A 14,651-nucleotide genomic window follows, 5' to 3' on the forward strand; every position below is an offset into this window, starting at 1 on the left:
TTTGCACAATAGATTGATTTTTTCGCAATACATAAACCAATAGGTTTCAAAAAGAGCCAAACCAAACCGGTTAGATCACCGAACATTAGCTTAGGTATTCTTTCGTAGGGGGAGTTATCAAGGGGTTAACTCGCTAAACACGACAATGTTGGACGTTCCAGGGAAGGACACTGAAATATCCAGGGAGAACTTTGAAAAAGCTATCAGTATGCTAACTGTTGCGATTACGGGATGGATCGAAGAACAAGTCGCCAAGGATGGAAACCAAGCGGTCAACAAAAGGGAGACAACGCAAAAGGCCAATCTCCTTCTGCAGGCGACCGATCATCTTAGGCAGTATGGAATCACAGGGGCACGTGCAACGTCCACTGCAGTTCTAACCATTGCAAGTATGTGGGCACAAAGCCAGGTTCAAGCAGGAATGGCAACGTCGGAGAACCAAAAAGAACAGATGATGTGGGTGATGAAAGCACCTCCAGTTCATGCAGCCATTCAAGAAACATTTAAAACACTCGACGACGAGAGCAAGCGTGACGCAGAAAATTTTGCACGAGGAACCGAACAAATAATCAATTCATTTGTTGCATGTACATTAAAAAAGTACTTTCCAGACACTGAAGACAAATCGAGCGAAGCAAACGACGATACGCCCGAATCACTCAAAGAGATTCGCGGCTTCTTTGACGCCATTGACGAGGGAGGTCTAACCTATATAGCCAAAGTACTCGAACTGGTTACACCAACTGTCATGTTGAGCGATGCATTTAATCAAGGAAGCAATCAAACCGTTTCCGACTATTACCAATACACATTAGAACTTATGCAGGACATCCTTTCAATCGAAGAAATCTCCGAAAAAGACGAGCAAGCTTTATAAATTAAACAACAAAGAGACTAATATTCTTCGCCTCAACATCAAACGCGCCCTAAAGCTTTGGCACAAAACTCGAGACAGAAAGTTTTAACCTGAACTGGATTTTGCCTCGAAAAGAAACTGCGGAACTCTAATCAAAAACAATAAAAATATCCAAATATATAAATCCAAAATATGTGAGTTTATAAAGTGAAACAATACAAAAAAGTCATTCAATGCAAAATATGTTCAATCGAACGATATTCTAACTTAAACTTATTGCTAATATTTTGTAATTTTTACGAAGCCCAACCCATTGAATTTGCTTCAACGGCGAGGCTCAGCCTTACGCACAGTGATGTTGCGACCCATCCATTCAACATCCTGAAGATCATTGATCGCGTTGGTTTCATCATCTCCATTGGCTAGATCAACAAAACCAAAGCCCCGCTTGCGCCCTGATTCTCGGTCGAGGGGCAGAGAACATTTCTTAACCTCTCCGTATTGTCCGAAAAGATGAATCAGATCTTCACGTTCGGTATCCCAGGAAAGATTTCCGATGAAAATGGTCAAAAAACTGAACCGGCTAGTCGTTCGGACTCATTTTCGCATACTCCCTCCCTTCACCGCTTGATGAGAGGAGCGATCATTGGCAATTGAACGCAATGGAAGCGTTGGAATCCAGCTGCAGTGACTGGAGTGACGCATGATCCCATCCGTTTCGATATGTGCAGGCGAACGCAAGTTAGGCAGAGCGAACAGCGGTTCTGAAGGAAAGACTGAAGCTGTTCGCTAACGATCAGAGCCACATCCAGCACCATCTGGAGTGCTGCAGGCTGCAAATGAACAGCTCTGATGCGCGTTCTGAGGGGATAACGCAGTCAGGCCCGGCGAGTCGCTATGAATGCTCTGGAGCATCTAGACGGATGGACGATGAGAGGGATGACGGAGGTTGAACGCAACCGGATTCGAGCCAAGTTGCGTCGTCTTGAAATGTCTGATGCGGTGATTGAGCGGTACTTGCACAAATGCAAGACAGAGTTGGAGACCTTTGCTTCAGCAAGCAGGACGGTTAATCAATGGGAAAAACCCAATCCCGAGAGCTTCATCCTCCAGGCCCTTGTCTGCGGCATCAGTGCAGCACTGCTAGGGGGATGGCTGGCCTACATGGGCGGGATTTGAACAGATAGAGAGCCTAGGCGCATTACTGCTCAAAATTTTCAGTTTTGGGTTGACCACCGCAGCGACAATGTTTGACCTCGAGTCCCCTGAAAACAGATCGAAAGGAGCGAGAACGAACCGCAATCAACAGAGTGAGATTACGAATTGATTAGATAGCCAAGACGAGAACTTAACTGAATTGATGACATTAAATATAGAAGAAGTTGAGAGAATGAAGAAATATATTTTATAAAAAGTCATATTTAAGCATAAGAATGATTGGTCTCATGACCTGACTCATGATGTATAGACAAAGAAGATCTCCGTCAAATGATTTTCAACCCCAGGATTTAGAAACGTGTCTTATTTGACTATAAGCCAATCATTCAACACATTATCTTTGGCAAATGGGAAATGACGAGATGACGATCTGAGTCGAGAGTAAGCCACCCTTCATTGCGAAGCTGACCAATGACACGCGTCACGGTGACACGTGTCGTACTGAGGGCACTGGCGATTTCCTGATGTGTGAGACGCACAGACAACCGCAATCCTGCAGAGCAAGGTTGACCGTAGTCCTGAGCCAACAGCTCAAGAAAGCCGCAGACCCGTTCGTCGACTCGTTTGAGACCAAGCAGAGCAAGCATCAATTCAGCCTGGCGGTATCGGATAGCGATAGCATCAACCAATGCAATAGCGAGTTGAGGAGACTGCTGGATTTCAGCCGTTGAGATGCAAAGCAGATCACTATCGACCAACACCACAGCCTCATAGGCCTCAACCACGGTGAACGGTTGCCCAAAAGGTTCGTTCGGACCCGCTAAACCCAACAACATCTCATCTCCATGGAGGGAGACTGCACCTAACTTAACCATCCCGCGCACGACAAGCCAAATACTATTTTTCAACAATGGGACAACATTTCCTGATGTCAAATGAACAAGATTGCGATTTTTATAGTTTATTTCCAACAACTCACGAAGGTCCCGACGTGGGGAAGGCACTTCGCGAAAAGGAATTGCAGCCATGGAAATGACTCACGGATCCGAATTAATTGTATGGCGAAAAACATCCAAACCAAGTCAAGAAGCGGGATAGATTTCTTTAAGAAGGGTTGAAGATTAATACAAGAAAAAGTAAAGTGTTACTAACAATTCTTTCAATCGAAAAAGAGGGGCCAAAGGCCCCTCTTTTTTCCAAAATAATTTTTAACTTTATGATTTTGGAACAATCGGATCAAATCTATTTTCCAATCTTGTTAACGGCAGATCTAGATTTGCTCAGTATATTACCTTTAAGAGGGACAAATCCAAGAGAAGGAGCTAGTTTCTGAGCACGGTCACTTAACATATAAGTCAAAGTTTTCTTAATATCAACTAATTTTTGACCATTGCCAGTCTTGTATGCCAAAACCCAAGTCAAAGTGGCAATGGGATAAGCACCTTTCGCCGTTGGATTGGGGTTCTTACCAGCAAGGTTGGCATCAAGTTTAATGCCATTCAATGCTTTTGCACCTGAAGTGACACTGGGACGAAGGAACTCACCAGACTTGTTTTGAAGTGCTGCTGCTTTAACCTTGCCTCGGATATAGGACTGGTTGACATAACCAATTGCACCCTCGCGGTTCTCAATCACGCCAGCAACACCTGAATTCCCTTTGGCACCAACGCCAGCTGGCCACTTAACCGACTTACCCGTTCCAAGAGTCCACTCGGAAGAGAAAGCCTGCATTGAGTTTGTGAACGCCTTCGTGGTGCCAGATCCATCAGAGCGATGAACCCAGACGAGAGTGCCTGGCTTGCAGCCAAGCTCCTTCCAGTTCTTGATTTTCCCCATTGCAACTTGAACAGCTTGCTTCTGGGTTAGTTTCAAATCGCAGCCTGGCTTGTTGTAACCGAAGGCAATGGTTCCTCCCACCATTGGAATTTGAACAACACCACGCTTAACCTTGGACATACTGCCCGGCTTCATTGGGTCGTCGGAAGCACCAAAATCAACGGTTCTATCAATAAAGGCTTTCCGACCTGAGCCAGAACCGACAGCTTGATAGTTGACTTGGGGACCACCAGATTTTGCAAGTTCAGCAAACCAGCGTTGATAGATCTTGGCAGGGAAAGTTGCCCCAGCTCCGTTCAACCTGCCAGAAGCTGAAACGGATAAACCGGACGCAAGGGCCAGCAACGTGGAAGAGACAAGAGCCTTTTTGAAAAAGCTCATCATGAATGACTTAATGAATACAAATCTTTCATAACGAAAGGCATGCACAGATGTCTTTAACTTCTTATTAAGCAGTCAACAAGCTTTGGTAAACACAGAATTATGTATAGACAAAGGACTTGAATTCGCCTATTGAAAACGTCGCCAAGCTTGACCGAAAGACCACCTCTTGGTTATATATAATTACAATCTAAGAAGCTAAATATCAAATGGTGATCAACAGCCTAACAAACGGCAATTTAAAAGTCTAAATATTATGTAGCATACTGAAGCGACGATCTAGTTTCACGGCATAGATTGTTGTTTGTGTTCCGGCTCCTTTGGCATCGTGTTCAACCGTGTTGCAACGTAATAAGACGTCAACCAGCGATTGACACGATGGCGATGCATGGGGGGGACTTCTTCAAGCAATTGCGATAACTCAAGTGCACCCATTCTTTTCAGTGCACGAACATCAACATGCCAAAGCGCTTCGGCTTCGCGGATCAAACGTGCCCATGTTCTTACCTGTTGCCACTGTCTTAGACGAGCGTGCAAAGGACGTTCTCGATGGTGAATGAAAGCAGCCATGCTTACACCATAAACTGATCCAGGCCCAATCCCTCAAAAACTCGTACTGCCTTCGGAGAGCTGAAGCAAATGAGCACACTTAAGCCGCGACCACACCACTGCTTCACCCGGATTCCGGCATCCCTCCCATCTCGATCGGCTCGACAGCAAAGTCAAGAGCAGCAATGTCTCGATCACTCAAGCGGCGGGTCCAGGAGCCTTTGACGGGATCGTTCCAGCGAAAACCGGCGTCCCTTGCCAATTGCCGATCGTGATAGCTCACGCATGCGCGCATCAGGCGTCGTGGTTCCAAGCCAGCGATGAGCAGCGACTCCAGATCTTCACATCGACGGAACACCTCCGCGATGTAAACACAATCGGTCAGAGCTCGATGAGCTGCCCATACAGGTATTTCGTAGGCAAGGGCCAGGTCACGAACCGAGGGGCGACTGCGCAATTGCCGTTCAGATGGCCAGCGGATGTCCTCCATCGTGCAGAGCCAGGGATGGGAGATCTCGGGCAGAGGAGATCGACCGAACCACTGGCGATCAAACGAGGCATTGTGAGCAACCACCACATCTGTCGCATCAAGCAAGGCCTGGAGATAAGAGAGCGCAGGGCGCCATGGTTGGTTCAGGCAACTCACCGCAGCAGGAATCCGATTGATCGACTCAGCTGGATTGCGCTCGACAGGCAGCAGAAACGACTGCTGCGCGAGGACAGCGCGCGAAGCGACGTCAAACAGAATCGCTCCAACCTCTAAACATTGGTCCTGCTCAGGGTCCAGTCCTGTGGTTTCCGTATCGACAATCAAAAGCGTGCCCGGAGCTAATGGCGTTGGCGCCGGAGCTGGCGAGGACGCGCCTGTTGGGAGAGAAACCGGGGCAGGACTTGGAACGGCAAGTTGATGCTGAGGATCCGAGCCAGGGCCATCGGCGGCGGCGGCGCCAGGTGATGGATCCCGGGAAGCCGGGTCGACGCCGGACAAACCGCTCAGTAGATCAAGCTGTGCGCCTGTCTCATCACCCATTGCACGTCCTGCGCCATTGGCTGCATCAATTCTCGGGCTCGGAACAACCCCAAGGATTTCTAGGGTGATCGAAGACGAGATTCATTCAATGGGGCTCAGCGTCGGAGATCAGCTCCCTGCATTCACATTGACCGATCAGGATGGGAAGCGACGTTCGACCGATGAACTAAACGGCCGCTGTTTGGTTCTTTTTTTCTACCCAAAGGACGACACCCCTGGCTGCACGATGCAGGCCTGCAGTTTCCGAGACAGCAACAACGCTCTGGAACAGCTCGGGGCAGTGGTCTGGGGGGTCAGCGGCGACGACACGGTGAGCCACAGACGTTTTGCAGCACGCCACAATCTCCCTTTCCCGCTCCTCAGTGATTCCGGCAACACGCTGCGACGACGCTTCGGCGTCCCCAAGGCGATGGGTCTGCTCCCCGGTCGTGTCACTTACATCTGCGATGGCGAAGGAATCGTTCGGCATATCTTCAGCAACCTTCTCGATGGCCCTGCCCACGTTCGCGAAGCATCCCGGATCCTGAAAGACCTCAACCACTGCCCGGTATGACCAGTTGGCGGCAACAGGGCAGCATCTGGCAACTGAGACCGAGCCGTCCTCGTGGACTGATTGAGTTCATCGGCGGCAGCTACCTCGCTGCCACTCCACAGGTGAGCTATCGGCGGCTTCTGGAAACTCTTGTTGCCTCTGGTTTCGCCATCAACGCCTGGGCCTTCGTGCCCGGTTTCGATCACCAAAACCAAGCCCAACAGGCCTGGAAGGATCTACGCCGTGCTCGTCGCCGCCTTGAGGAAAGGGTCGGACCAATACCATCACCTGCACGGCTGGGCCACAGCCTCGGTTGCAAGCTCCACCTGCTCGCTCCCGATGGTGGGCGCGGCTGCGGCAGTTTCATCGCCCTGAGCTTCAACAATTTCGAAGCGGACCGCTCGATTCCCTTGCTCGGCGAAATTGCCCCGCGCCTGGGAATGGAGACCGAATTCAGCCCCAGTCCGAAGGAAACGCTGCGTCTGATCCAATCCCGCTACCTCCAGCAACGCAATCTTGTAGTGCGTTTCGGGGAGGATGAACTGGATCAGAGCGATGACCTGATCAGAACCTTGCAACGGCGCCAAGAGGATGCATCCGAATTTCGGCACCTCCCAGGCGACCATCTCACCCCAGCCAGTGCGGGGCTGCGTCGCAACCTCCTCGGCGCATGGGCTGAAAGCAGCCAGCGCCAGCGGCAGATTGAACGGCTCCAGGATTTGATTGTGAGCTGGACAAAAACCAATCCCCCAACCCCAGCACCGCACGACTCAGCCTCGATGCAGCAGCGCTGATCCTGATCAGAGAATCACGCCCGCAGGCGATCGAGAACGGATCGATCCTCCAGCGTGCTGGTGTCTCCGCTGACCTCCTGACCCGATGCCAGTGCCCTGAGAATCCGTCGCATGATCTTGCCGCTGCGGGTCTTGGGCAGGGCATCGCTACAGCGAATCTCATCAGGCCGAGCAATCGGACCGATCTCCTGGCCCACATGGCCACGCAATTCACTCACTAGCGCATCGGTTGCCTCACGACCGACCTCCAACGTGACAAAGGCAACAATGCCTTCACCCTTGAGATCGTCAGGCCGACCAACAACTGCAGCTTCAGCCACAGCGGGATGGCTCACGAGAGCGGATTCAATCTCCATGGTGCCAAGCCGGTGACCTGAAACATTGATGACGTCATCCACCCGGCCCATCACCCAGAAATAACCATCCGAATCCCGCCGTGCCCCATCACCGGCGAAATAAAGATAAGAACCGTCTGCGGGACGGATGTGTTCCCAGTAACTCTCGCGGAACCGCTGCGGATTGCCGTGAACCGTGCGCATCATCCCTGGCCAAGGGGCACGCACCGCGAGATAGCCCCCCTCATCAGCGGCACAACTGTTTCCTTCGGCATCGACGATGTCGGCCTGGATCCCTGGCAATGGAAGCGTTGCGGAGCCAGGCTTGGTTGGCGTGGCACCGGGAAGCGGACTGATCATCACGCCCCCGGTTTCGGTCTGCCACCAGGTGTCCACGATCGGGCATCGGTTCCCACCGATCACATCGCGATACCACATCCAGGCTTCGGGATTGATCGGTTCACCAACCGTGCCGAGAAGGCGCAGGCTGCTCATGTCGAACTGGTCGGGGACCTCGCGACCGCTCTTCATGAACGCCCGGATCGCCGTCGGGGCGGTGTAGAAAATCGTGATCCGATGCTTCTGGATCAGTTCCCAGAAGGCTCCTGGTTTCGAGGGGCGAGGCGCACCCTCAAACATCACCGTGGTGGCACCGTTGGATAGCGGTCCGTAGACGATGTAACTGTGCCCCGTGATCCAGCCCACATCCGCGGTGCACCAATACACATCGTCATCACGAATGTCGAAAATCCACTGAAAGGTGAGATGGGCCCAGAGGTTGTATCCGGCTGTGGTGTGAACAACACCCTTCGGTTTTCCCGTTGAGCCGGAGGTGTAAAGAACGAAGAGTCGGTCCTCACTGGCCATCGGTTCAGCCGGGCAGTCCGCGCTCTGCCCCTCCACCAGCTGATGCCACCACTGATCACGGCCCTCCACCATCGTCACGTCCTGCTTGGTGCGTTGCACCACCAACACCGACTGCACCGTCGGACAGGACCCATCGGCAAGCGCCGCATCCACGGCAGGCTTCAGGGACACGGCCTTGTCCTTGCGAAAGCCTCCATCGGCAGTGATCACTGCCTTGACCTCACCATCAATCAACCGATCGCGAAGGGCTTCGGCTGAAAAACCACCAAAGACCACCGAGTGAGGGGCGCCGATCCGCGCGCAGGCCAACATCGCAATAGCCGCTTCGGGAATCATCGGCATGTAAAGCGCCACCAGATCACCCTTGGTGATGCCCATGGCTTTGAGGGCATTGGCCGCCTTGCAGACCTCCGCATGCAATTCGCGGTAGCTGAAACGGCGCACATCACCGGGCTCCCCCTCCCAGATCAGTGCCGTCTTGTTTGCGGTGGGGCCGTCAATGTGACGGTCAAGGCAGTTGAAGGACAGGTTGGTCGTGCCACCTTCGAACCAGCGGGCAAACGGCGCCTCGCTCCAATCCAAAACGGTGTGAAACGGCTCGAACCAGTGCAACTCCCGCCGCGCAGCATCTCCCCAGAAGGCATCAGGATTCGCTTGAGCCGCCTCCGCCAGTGCCCGATATGCCTTCAGGCTGCTGATCCGAGCCTTCGCCGCCATCTCCTCGGGAGGTTCGAACACCCGCTGCTCATGCAGCACGCTCTCAATCGTGGTGGTCGCGGGTTCGGTCACGGAAGCAGACGTTTCAATCCGAGGAGAAGTCTGTCCAGAATCGGCTCGAACGTGAACCCTGCCGCGCCGGACAGCAACAATTCTGCTCAGTGAAGCAGTACATCAACACCTGGCAAAAAGAACAAACCCTGCGGGTCAATCCTCGTTGCATCTGAATTCAAACCATGCGGTTTTGAGCCCTGATTAAGACAGATCAATCAGTTCCTTGTGGAGGCACGGAGACGATTCAAGGACCGAGAAAGGAACAACAACGTATTTCCGTTCAGTCCACAAATCGACGCCACCCATGACGGCATTGCTCAATCCACCGAGACGGGACGCTTGACTGTTGCTACCAACATCGGCTGGACCAACCGTGCTGGATGCCCTCCAAACTCCCGCCGCCTGCCTGTTTGACCTCGATGGACTTCTGCTCGACACCGAACCGCTGCATGGTCGGGCTTGGGCGGAAGCGGCCGCACACTTCGGAGCTCAACTGTCGCCATCTCAGCTGCTTGAACTGCGGGGACGTCGCCGACAGGACTGTGCATCCGAAGTCGACAGCTGGTTACCCAGTGCTGTAGGCAACGATGCTCTGCTGGCGATCCAACAGCCGATCGCCCGCAAACTTCTACCGAAAGCCCCTGCAATGCCTGGTGCTGAGTCACTCATTCAGACCTGCATCCACCGGGGCATTCCAATGGCATTGGTCACCAGCAGCAGCCGAGACGCCGTGGAGTTCAAGAGCGCACCACACCCTTGGTTGTCCTCTATCCAGGAAAGGGTTTACGGGGACGACCCTGAACTCAACAGGGGAAAACCGGATCCGCAACCCTTTGTTCTCGCGGCCCAACGCTTGGGGAGCAACGCCGATCAGTGCTGGGCACTCGAGGATTCAAAGGCCGGAACCACCGCAGCACTTGCAGCTGGATGTCAGGTGTGGGTCCTGGATTTAACAATTGAGCAAAACGTTCTTGGGAGGAATCCCTGCAAAATTTCAACCCTTGATGTGGTCCAGAACGCGTTGCTCAGGACAGGCGACTGAGAACAAAGTCAGGCAGCTCCAGCAAAGCCTGTTTGTACGAGGAATCCCGTAACCAGGCGATGGATTCGCGCGATTCACGGGCAAATGTTTCTGCTAATTCAAGCGTTCGTGGGATAGCTCGGGACGAACGCACCATGCTGAGAGCTTTTTCGAGATCAGCCTCTTGATTGAATTCCGTCTTGATCAGAGCCTTGAGTTCAGGATGCTCTTCCATGGCATAAAAGCATGGAGCAGTGAGATAACCACTTGCCAGGTCGCTTGCTGCTGGTTTTCCGAGTTGTTGGTCGTTGCCTGTGAAATCCAGGATGTCGTCAACAACCTGAAACGCCAGGCCGAGCTGCCGCCCAAATTGATAAAGAGCATCGAGCTCATCGGCAGGGCAACCACTGAGGACCCCCGCAGCTCTGGAACTGTTGGCGATCAACGAAGCGGTTTTGAAGTAACTCTTTTCCAGGTAGGTCTCGAAACTCTGCGATGTGTCGTAACGGAATAACCCCTGTTTGACCTCACCATCAGCGAGATCCATGATCACGCGGCTCAGCAGCTTCACCACATCGAGATCATCAAGGTTGGCAAGATGCCAACTCGCTTGTGCGAACAGGAAATCACCGGCGAGAACAGCCACCCGCGCATTAAACCTGCTGTGAACCGTGGCGACGCCTCGGCGAGTGGACGCTTCATCGACGACGTCATCATGAACGAGAGACGCCGTATGAATCATTTCGGTGATCTCAGCCAGACGGCGGTGCCGCGGCGTGAGTTCACCCGAGCTTGATAACGCTCGGGAGATGAGGAGAACGATTCCAGGCCGAACCCGTTTTCCGCCTGCACTGAACAAATGCTCAGCTGCTGCTTGAAGAATCGGGTGACCGGCACCAATCAGGCTGCGAAGGTCGCCGAGCAGGGTTTCGAGGTCGTTCTCGACCGGCTCCAGTAACTCGGTGACAGTGAACATGAACCCCCTTCGCGCCGCGATCCTAGTGGCCTTCTGAGCTGGAACGCAGATGCACAAGCCGAACGGCTGGACGTTTCCCAAGCCAAGATGCGGCCCGCTCTGCAAAACCCTCTGCATCCGCCGTCACGCAGAGACGGCAGTGATCCAAATGCATCGCAGACTCTGAACACGGCTGCGGTTTGCCCAGAACAGCATCCAGCTGTTGTGTGACGCCCAGCGCCGGATCAATCAGGCGAACCGAAGGCGGAAGAAGATCCCGCAGCAGCGGGACCAATAGGGGGTAATGGGTGCAACCAAGAATGATCTCCTCGACGGAACTGGCCAGCAGGGGTTCGAGATAGGCAGCCGCAACCCGTCGGATCTGATCGCTGGCGATCAGACCCTGTTCAATCAAAGGAACAAAGTCAGGGCAGGCCCGCTCCAGCACCAGGCAACCGGGGTGGAGGGCCTCGATGCTGGCTCGGTACGCCCCTGATTCCACCGTGGCTGGTGTTGCCAGTACGCCGACCCGTTGCTCCCGAACCATCGCCGCCGCCGCTCCGATCAGACCAATGACCGGAACACCTGCCTGGCCCTCCGCCACATCCCGCGCCAAGGCATTGGTGGTGTTGCACGCCATCACCACGGTGGTGACACCCTGCTGGCGCAGCCACCCCACCACTTCCGCCGCAATCAATCGAATTTCCGGCGCCGAACGGCTGCCATAGGGAACCCTCGCTGTATCCCCCAAGTAAATGCATCGAACAGGGCCATGCCGTTCGAGCACACGCCGAAGAACGGTGAGTCCCCCTACACCGCTATCAAAAAAGCCGAGAACGGGAGTCACCGCACCTCGAATTTGAGATAATTAAGGATGCCAGCGGCGAGGGCCAGCGAAAGACGACGCCGGTGATCAGCGCGAGCCAGACGCGGAGCATCGATCTTGCCGGTCACAAAGCCCATCTCCACCAGGGCTGACGGCATCGTGGAACGGCGGATCACAAAGAAGCGACCACGCCGCACGCCACGGTCAGGGGTGCCGGGGGAGACCACCATCATCTGCTGTTGGAGGTAGGAAGCCAAGCGGCCGGAGCGCGGATCGGAGAAATAAAACGTCTCGATGCCGTTCACATCCGGCCGGTTCATGCTCAGAGCATTGGCGTGGATGCTGACCAGAGCTGTGGCGCCGGACCGATTGGCCAAGCTGACGCGAGGTGGCAGGTCCACATCAATCTCCGACGTTCGCGTCATGCGAACGTCCACGCCCCGAGCCCGAAGCAGCGCCGCCACCTGCAACGACACATCCAGCACCACATCGGTCTCGCGCAATCCGCCGATCCCAACGGCCCCAGGATCCGGACCGCCGTGGCCTGGATCAATCACAACTCGATAACGATTGCGAGCGACCGTTGGCAGACCAGCTGGGTTAACAGGGGCTGTGTTCGGAACATTTCGGTTGGGAGGTCGCCATGCCGTTGTCCGGGCCGTCAGATCCCCTTCTCCCATATCCACCAGGTCACGCGTCTGCAGACCCTTGAACGCCAGCTCCCAACGATCAGGAGCCGTTCCCCGCAGTTTCAACTGCGACGGATCAAGGTTGACCCCAGGCCGGAACTCAATCACCAGGCGTGTGGAGCCCGGATTCGGTTTTCCAAGGCGGACCTCCTTGACCGGACCGCGTCCTGTCAGTTTTCTCGGAAAACGCAGTTCACCAGGAAAGTCGATCCACACCCGTGTGCCCCGCCCATCGCTGGCCTTTTGAAAAAAAGCCTGGAGGCTGGCATTGCGGCTGGTTCGGAGCTGAAGCTTGCCGTCTTCCGTGAGGGCCCAGGCCGCCAAGGCGCTGGCTGCCCGGGCGGGCAGCGCTGAAATCAGCGTCGAGAACTGAACAACCACCAGCGCAAGCAGCGCCAGTCGACGGGACCGCATGGCAGCCATCATCAGGTCAGAACAGAGCTGGCTGTCGGTGCCGCAAGCTCGGCATCTGCTCACGCACGCGGCCCAGATGGGAGACGTTCACAGGAGCGATAGCGGCACCCGGCTGAACGCCGGCATCGGCAAGAACGGTTCCCCAGGGGTCAATCACCATGGCGTGCCCATGGCTCTGGCGGCGTCCGTAATGAAGGCCTGTCTGAGCAGGGGCAAGCACATAGGCGGTGTTCTCGATCGCGCGGGCCTGCAGAAGCACCTGCCAGTGGTCTTTGCCCGTGAACGCCGTGAACGCAGCGGGAATCATCAGCAGATCGGCGCCGGCACTGGCGAGATGGCGATAAACCTCAGGGAAGCGCACGTCGTAACAGATGGATACCCCCAGGCGACACATTTCAGGCACATCAACCACGGGAGGAAGCGCATCTCCCGGGGTCACCGTTTCCGATTCCCTGTAGGTGTTCCCATCAGGGAGATCAACATCGAAGAGATGGATCTTGTCGTACCTGCCCAAGATCTGACCATCACGATCAACGAGCTCGGCACGGTTGAGCGTGCTGTTGCCATCTCCAACAGGTACGGGGAACCCTCCACCCAGAAGAACAACCTGATAACGGCGGGCCATCGTCACCAGGAATCGGCTGCACTGCTCAGCGAGGGAGGGAGCGAGTTCAAGGCGCCGCTCATCGTCGCCCATGAAGGCAAAGTTCTCAGGCAGACCCACCAATTCGGCTCCACGACGAGCCGCAAGGTCAATCTGCTCCTCTGCAGCATTGAAGTTGACCTCCGGGTCCCGGCCGCTCGTGAGCTGCACGGCGGCCGCCAGGAAATCGGTCACAAGTTCGGTTCAGAGGATGAACTTTAAAACCGCTTAGGCCGCCTTCAAAACGCCAGGTTCGACTTGGGTGGGAACGACATCGAGCTGATCCACTCCTGCACAACAGCGGAAATCGGCATCGTGGTCGCCCAGCCCAATTAGCCGTCGCCCATGGCTGGCGACCCGAAGGCATGCTTCCGGATCGTGAGTCCATTGGTTCCACAGAGCGATCGCTGCCGTCAACTCATCATTGGCATCCGCTCCAGCGTTGGAATCGAGTTCCTGAAGCCGGGCAGCCAACGCCCCCGCCGCCAACGAATCCTCCAGGGAATAAGCACCCTCCCAACCGCTGCCGACGATCACCAGCGAAGCGGGCTGTTTCGCCAGCAATCGGCGAGCCACGGCGTCTCGATTCGGCAGTGCAGCCGTCATCAAAAGAGGGACCTGACGGACCCGATCAAGGGCACGGGTGCCGTTGGTGGTGCTCATGAACAGCCGTTTTCCGGCAACGGTGTCTGGTGTCACCGCCACGGGTGAATTGCCCAGATCAAAACCCTCGAGCCGCTGGCCGCCCCGTTCACCCAACAGCAGGCGCTCAGCGGCAGGCCATGCCGCAGCAGTGCTCCGCAGCGTGTCGAGATCAGCGAACGCCTGCACCGCCTCAGCACCGTGATGCAGTGCCCAGGCGATGGTGGTTGTCGCCCGGAGAACATCGATCACCACGGCGGCGTCCGGGCGACAGTCCTCAGGCATGTCCGCCGGCACATGGAAATAGGAAATCTGCAAGGCCACGCTCCGGATCAGCGTGCGACACAGTACC

General features: G+C 54.8%; 16 protein-coding genes. 5 read left to right on the top strand and 11 right to left on the bottom strand.

Going from position 1 to position 14,651, the window contains the following annotated elements; translation table 11 throughout:
* Positions 1-145: 145 nt before the first annotated feature.
* Entirely contained in the window at positions 146-877 is a 732-nt protein-coding gene (locus tag SIB64_RS11280; RefSeq protein ID WP_413440298.1) for a hypothetical protein, read from the top strand.
* 303 nt (positions 878-1,180) lie between these two features.
* Here the strand turns inward: SIB64_RS11280 and SIB64_RS11285 are convergent, their stop codons facing one another.
* Entirely contained in the window at positions 1,181-1,426 is a 246-nt protein-coding gene (locus tag SIB64_RS11285; RefSeq protein ID WP_413440299.1) for an RNA recognition motif domain-containing protein, read from the bottom strand.
* 369 nt (positions 1,427-1,795) lie between these two features.
* Between SIB64_RS11285 and SIB64_RS11290 the strand changes: the two genes are divergently transcribed.
* Positions 1,796-2,035, top strand: coding sequence for a hypothetical protein (locus tag SIB64_RS11290; protein WP_413440300.1), 240 nt, complete (start codon positions 1,796-1,798; stop codon positions 2,033-2,035).
* Between the two features lie 365 nt (positions 2,036-2,400).
* Here the strand turns inward: SIB64_RS11290 and SIB64_RS11295 are convergent, their stop codons facing one another.
* The 4 genes from SIB64_RS11295 to SIB64_RS11310 form a co-directional block, all read right to left on the bottom strand.
* A complete protein-coding gene (locus tag SIB64_RS11295; RefSeq protein ID WP_413440301.1) occupies positions 2,401-3,042 on the bottom strand; it encodes a Crp/Fnr family transcriptional regulator in 642 nt (213 codons plus the stop codon).
* Positions 3,043-3,256: 214 nt separating this feature from the next.
* Positions 3,257-4,231 (bottom strand): phosphate ABC transporter substrate-binding protein PstS, encoded by a 975-nt coding sequence (pstS, locus tag SIB64_RS11300; protein ID WP_413443003.1) that lies wholly within the window; start codon positions 4,229-4,231, stop codon positions 3,257-3,259.
* Between the two features lie 285 nt (positions 4,232-4,516).
* Positions 4,517-4,801: a hypothetical protein gene (locus tag SIB64_RS11305; protein WP_413440302.1), complete on the bottom strand. Its 285-nt coding sequence runs from the start codon at positions 4,799-4,801 to the stop codon at positions 4,517-4,519.
* 103 nt (positions 4,802-4,904) lie between these two features.
* Entirely contained in the window at positions 4,905-5,810 is a 906-nt protein-coding gene (locus SIB64_RS11310; protein ID WP_413440303.1) for a 3'-5' exonuclease, read from the bottom strand.
* 88 nt (positions 5,811-5,898) lie between these two features.
* Between SIB64_RS11310 and SIB64_RS11315 the strand changes: the two genes are divergently transcribed.
* Both SIB64_RS11315 and SIB64_RS11320 read left to right on the top strand, forming a co-directional pair.
* Complete coding sequence (locus tag SIB64_RS11315; RefSeq protein ID WP_413440304.1) at positions 5,899-6,363, top strand: peroxiredoxin; 465 nt, start codon at positions 5,899-5,901, stop codon at positions 6,361-6,363.
* A complete protein-coding gene (locus SIB64_RS11320; RefSeq protein WP_413440305.1) occupies positions 6,360-7,136 on the top strand; it encodes a DUF1350 family protein in 777 nt (258 codons plus the stop codon). The genes SIB64_RS11315 and SIB64_RS11320 overlap by 4 nt, the downstream gene beginning before the upstream one ends.
* A gap of 14 nt (positions 7,137-7,150) precedes the next feature.
* Here SIB64_RS11320 and acs read toward each other — a convergent pair whose 3' ends face one another.
* Entirely contained in the window at positions 7,151-9,127 is a 1,977-nt protein-coding gene (gene acs / locus SIB64_RS11325) for an acetate--CoA ligase (RefSeq protein ID WP_413440306.1), read from the bottom strand.
* 328 nt (positions 9,128-9,455) lie between these two features.
* On the opposite strand from acs, the gene SIB64_RS11330 reads away from it, so the two are divergent.
* On the top strand, positions 9,456-10,151 hold the full coding sequence (locus SIB64_RS11330; protein ID WP_413440307.1) for an HAD family hydrolase: 696 nt from the start codon (positions 9,456-9,458) through the stop codon (positions 10,149-10,151).
* Here SIB64_RS11330 and sds read toward each other — a convergent pair.
* The 5 genes from sds to SIB64_RS11355 are packed head-to-tail and all read right to left on the bottom strand — an operon-like array spanning position 10,135 to position 14,617.
* The gene (gene sds / locus SIB64_RS11335) at positions 10,135-11,106 is read right to left on the bottom strand and encodes a solanesyl diphosphate synthase (protein WP_413440308.1); all 972 of its coding nucleotides are present in this window, start codon (positions 11,104-11,106) and stop codon (positions 10,135-10,137) included. The two genes, SIB64_RS11330 and sds, sit on opposite strands and share 17 nt — an antisense overlap.
* A gap of 22 nt (positions 11,107-11,128) precedes the next feature.
* On the bottom strand, positions 11,129-11,932 hold the full coding sequence (murI, locus tag SIB64_RS11340) for a glutamate racemase (protein ID WP_413440309.1): 804 nt from the start codon (positions 11,930-11,932) through the stop codon (positions 11,129-11,131).
* Positions 11,929-13,023 carry an N-acetylmuramoyl-L-alanine amidase gene (locus SIB64_RS11345; protein WP_413443004.1) on the bottom strand — a complete coding sequence of 365 codons (1,095 nt, stop codon included), beginning with the start codon at positions 13,021-13,023 and terminating at the stop codon, positions 11,929-11,931. Before SIB64_RS11345 ends, murI begins: the two co-directional genes overlap by 4 nt.
* 7 nt (positions 13,024-13,030) lie before the next feature.
* The gene (locus tag SIB64_RS11350; protein ID WP_413440310.1) at positions 13,031-13,852 is read right to left on the bottom strand and encodes a carbon-nitrogen hydrolase family protein; all 822 of its coding nucleotides are present in this window, start codon (positions 13,850-13,852) and stop codon (positions 13,031-13,033) included.
* 33 nt (positions 13,853-13,885) lie between these two features.
* Complete coding sequence (locus SIB64_RS11355; RefSeq protein WP_413443005.1) at positions 13,886-14,617, bottom strand: 2-phosphosulfolactate phosphatase family protein; 732 nt, start codon at positions 14,615-14,617, stop codon at positions 13,886-13,888.
* Positions 14,618-14,651 lie beyond the last annotated feature (34 nt).

Origin of the sequence: Synechococcus sp. MIT S1220 (assembly GCF_047303025.1) — a bacterium.
Lineage (GTDB): Bacteria > Cyanobacteriota > Cyanobacteriia > PCC-6307 > Cyanobiaceae > Parasynechococcus.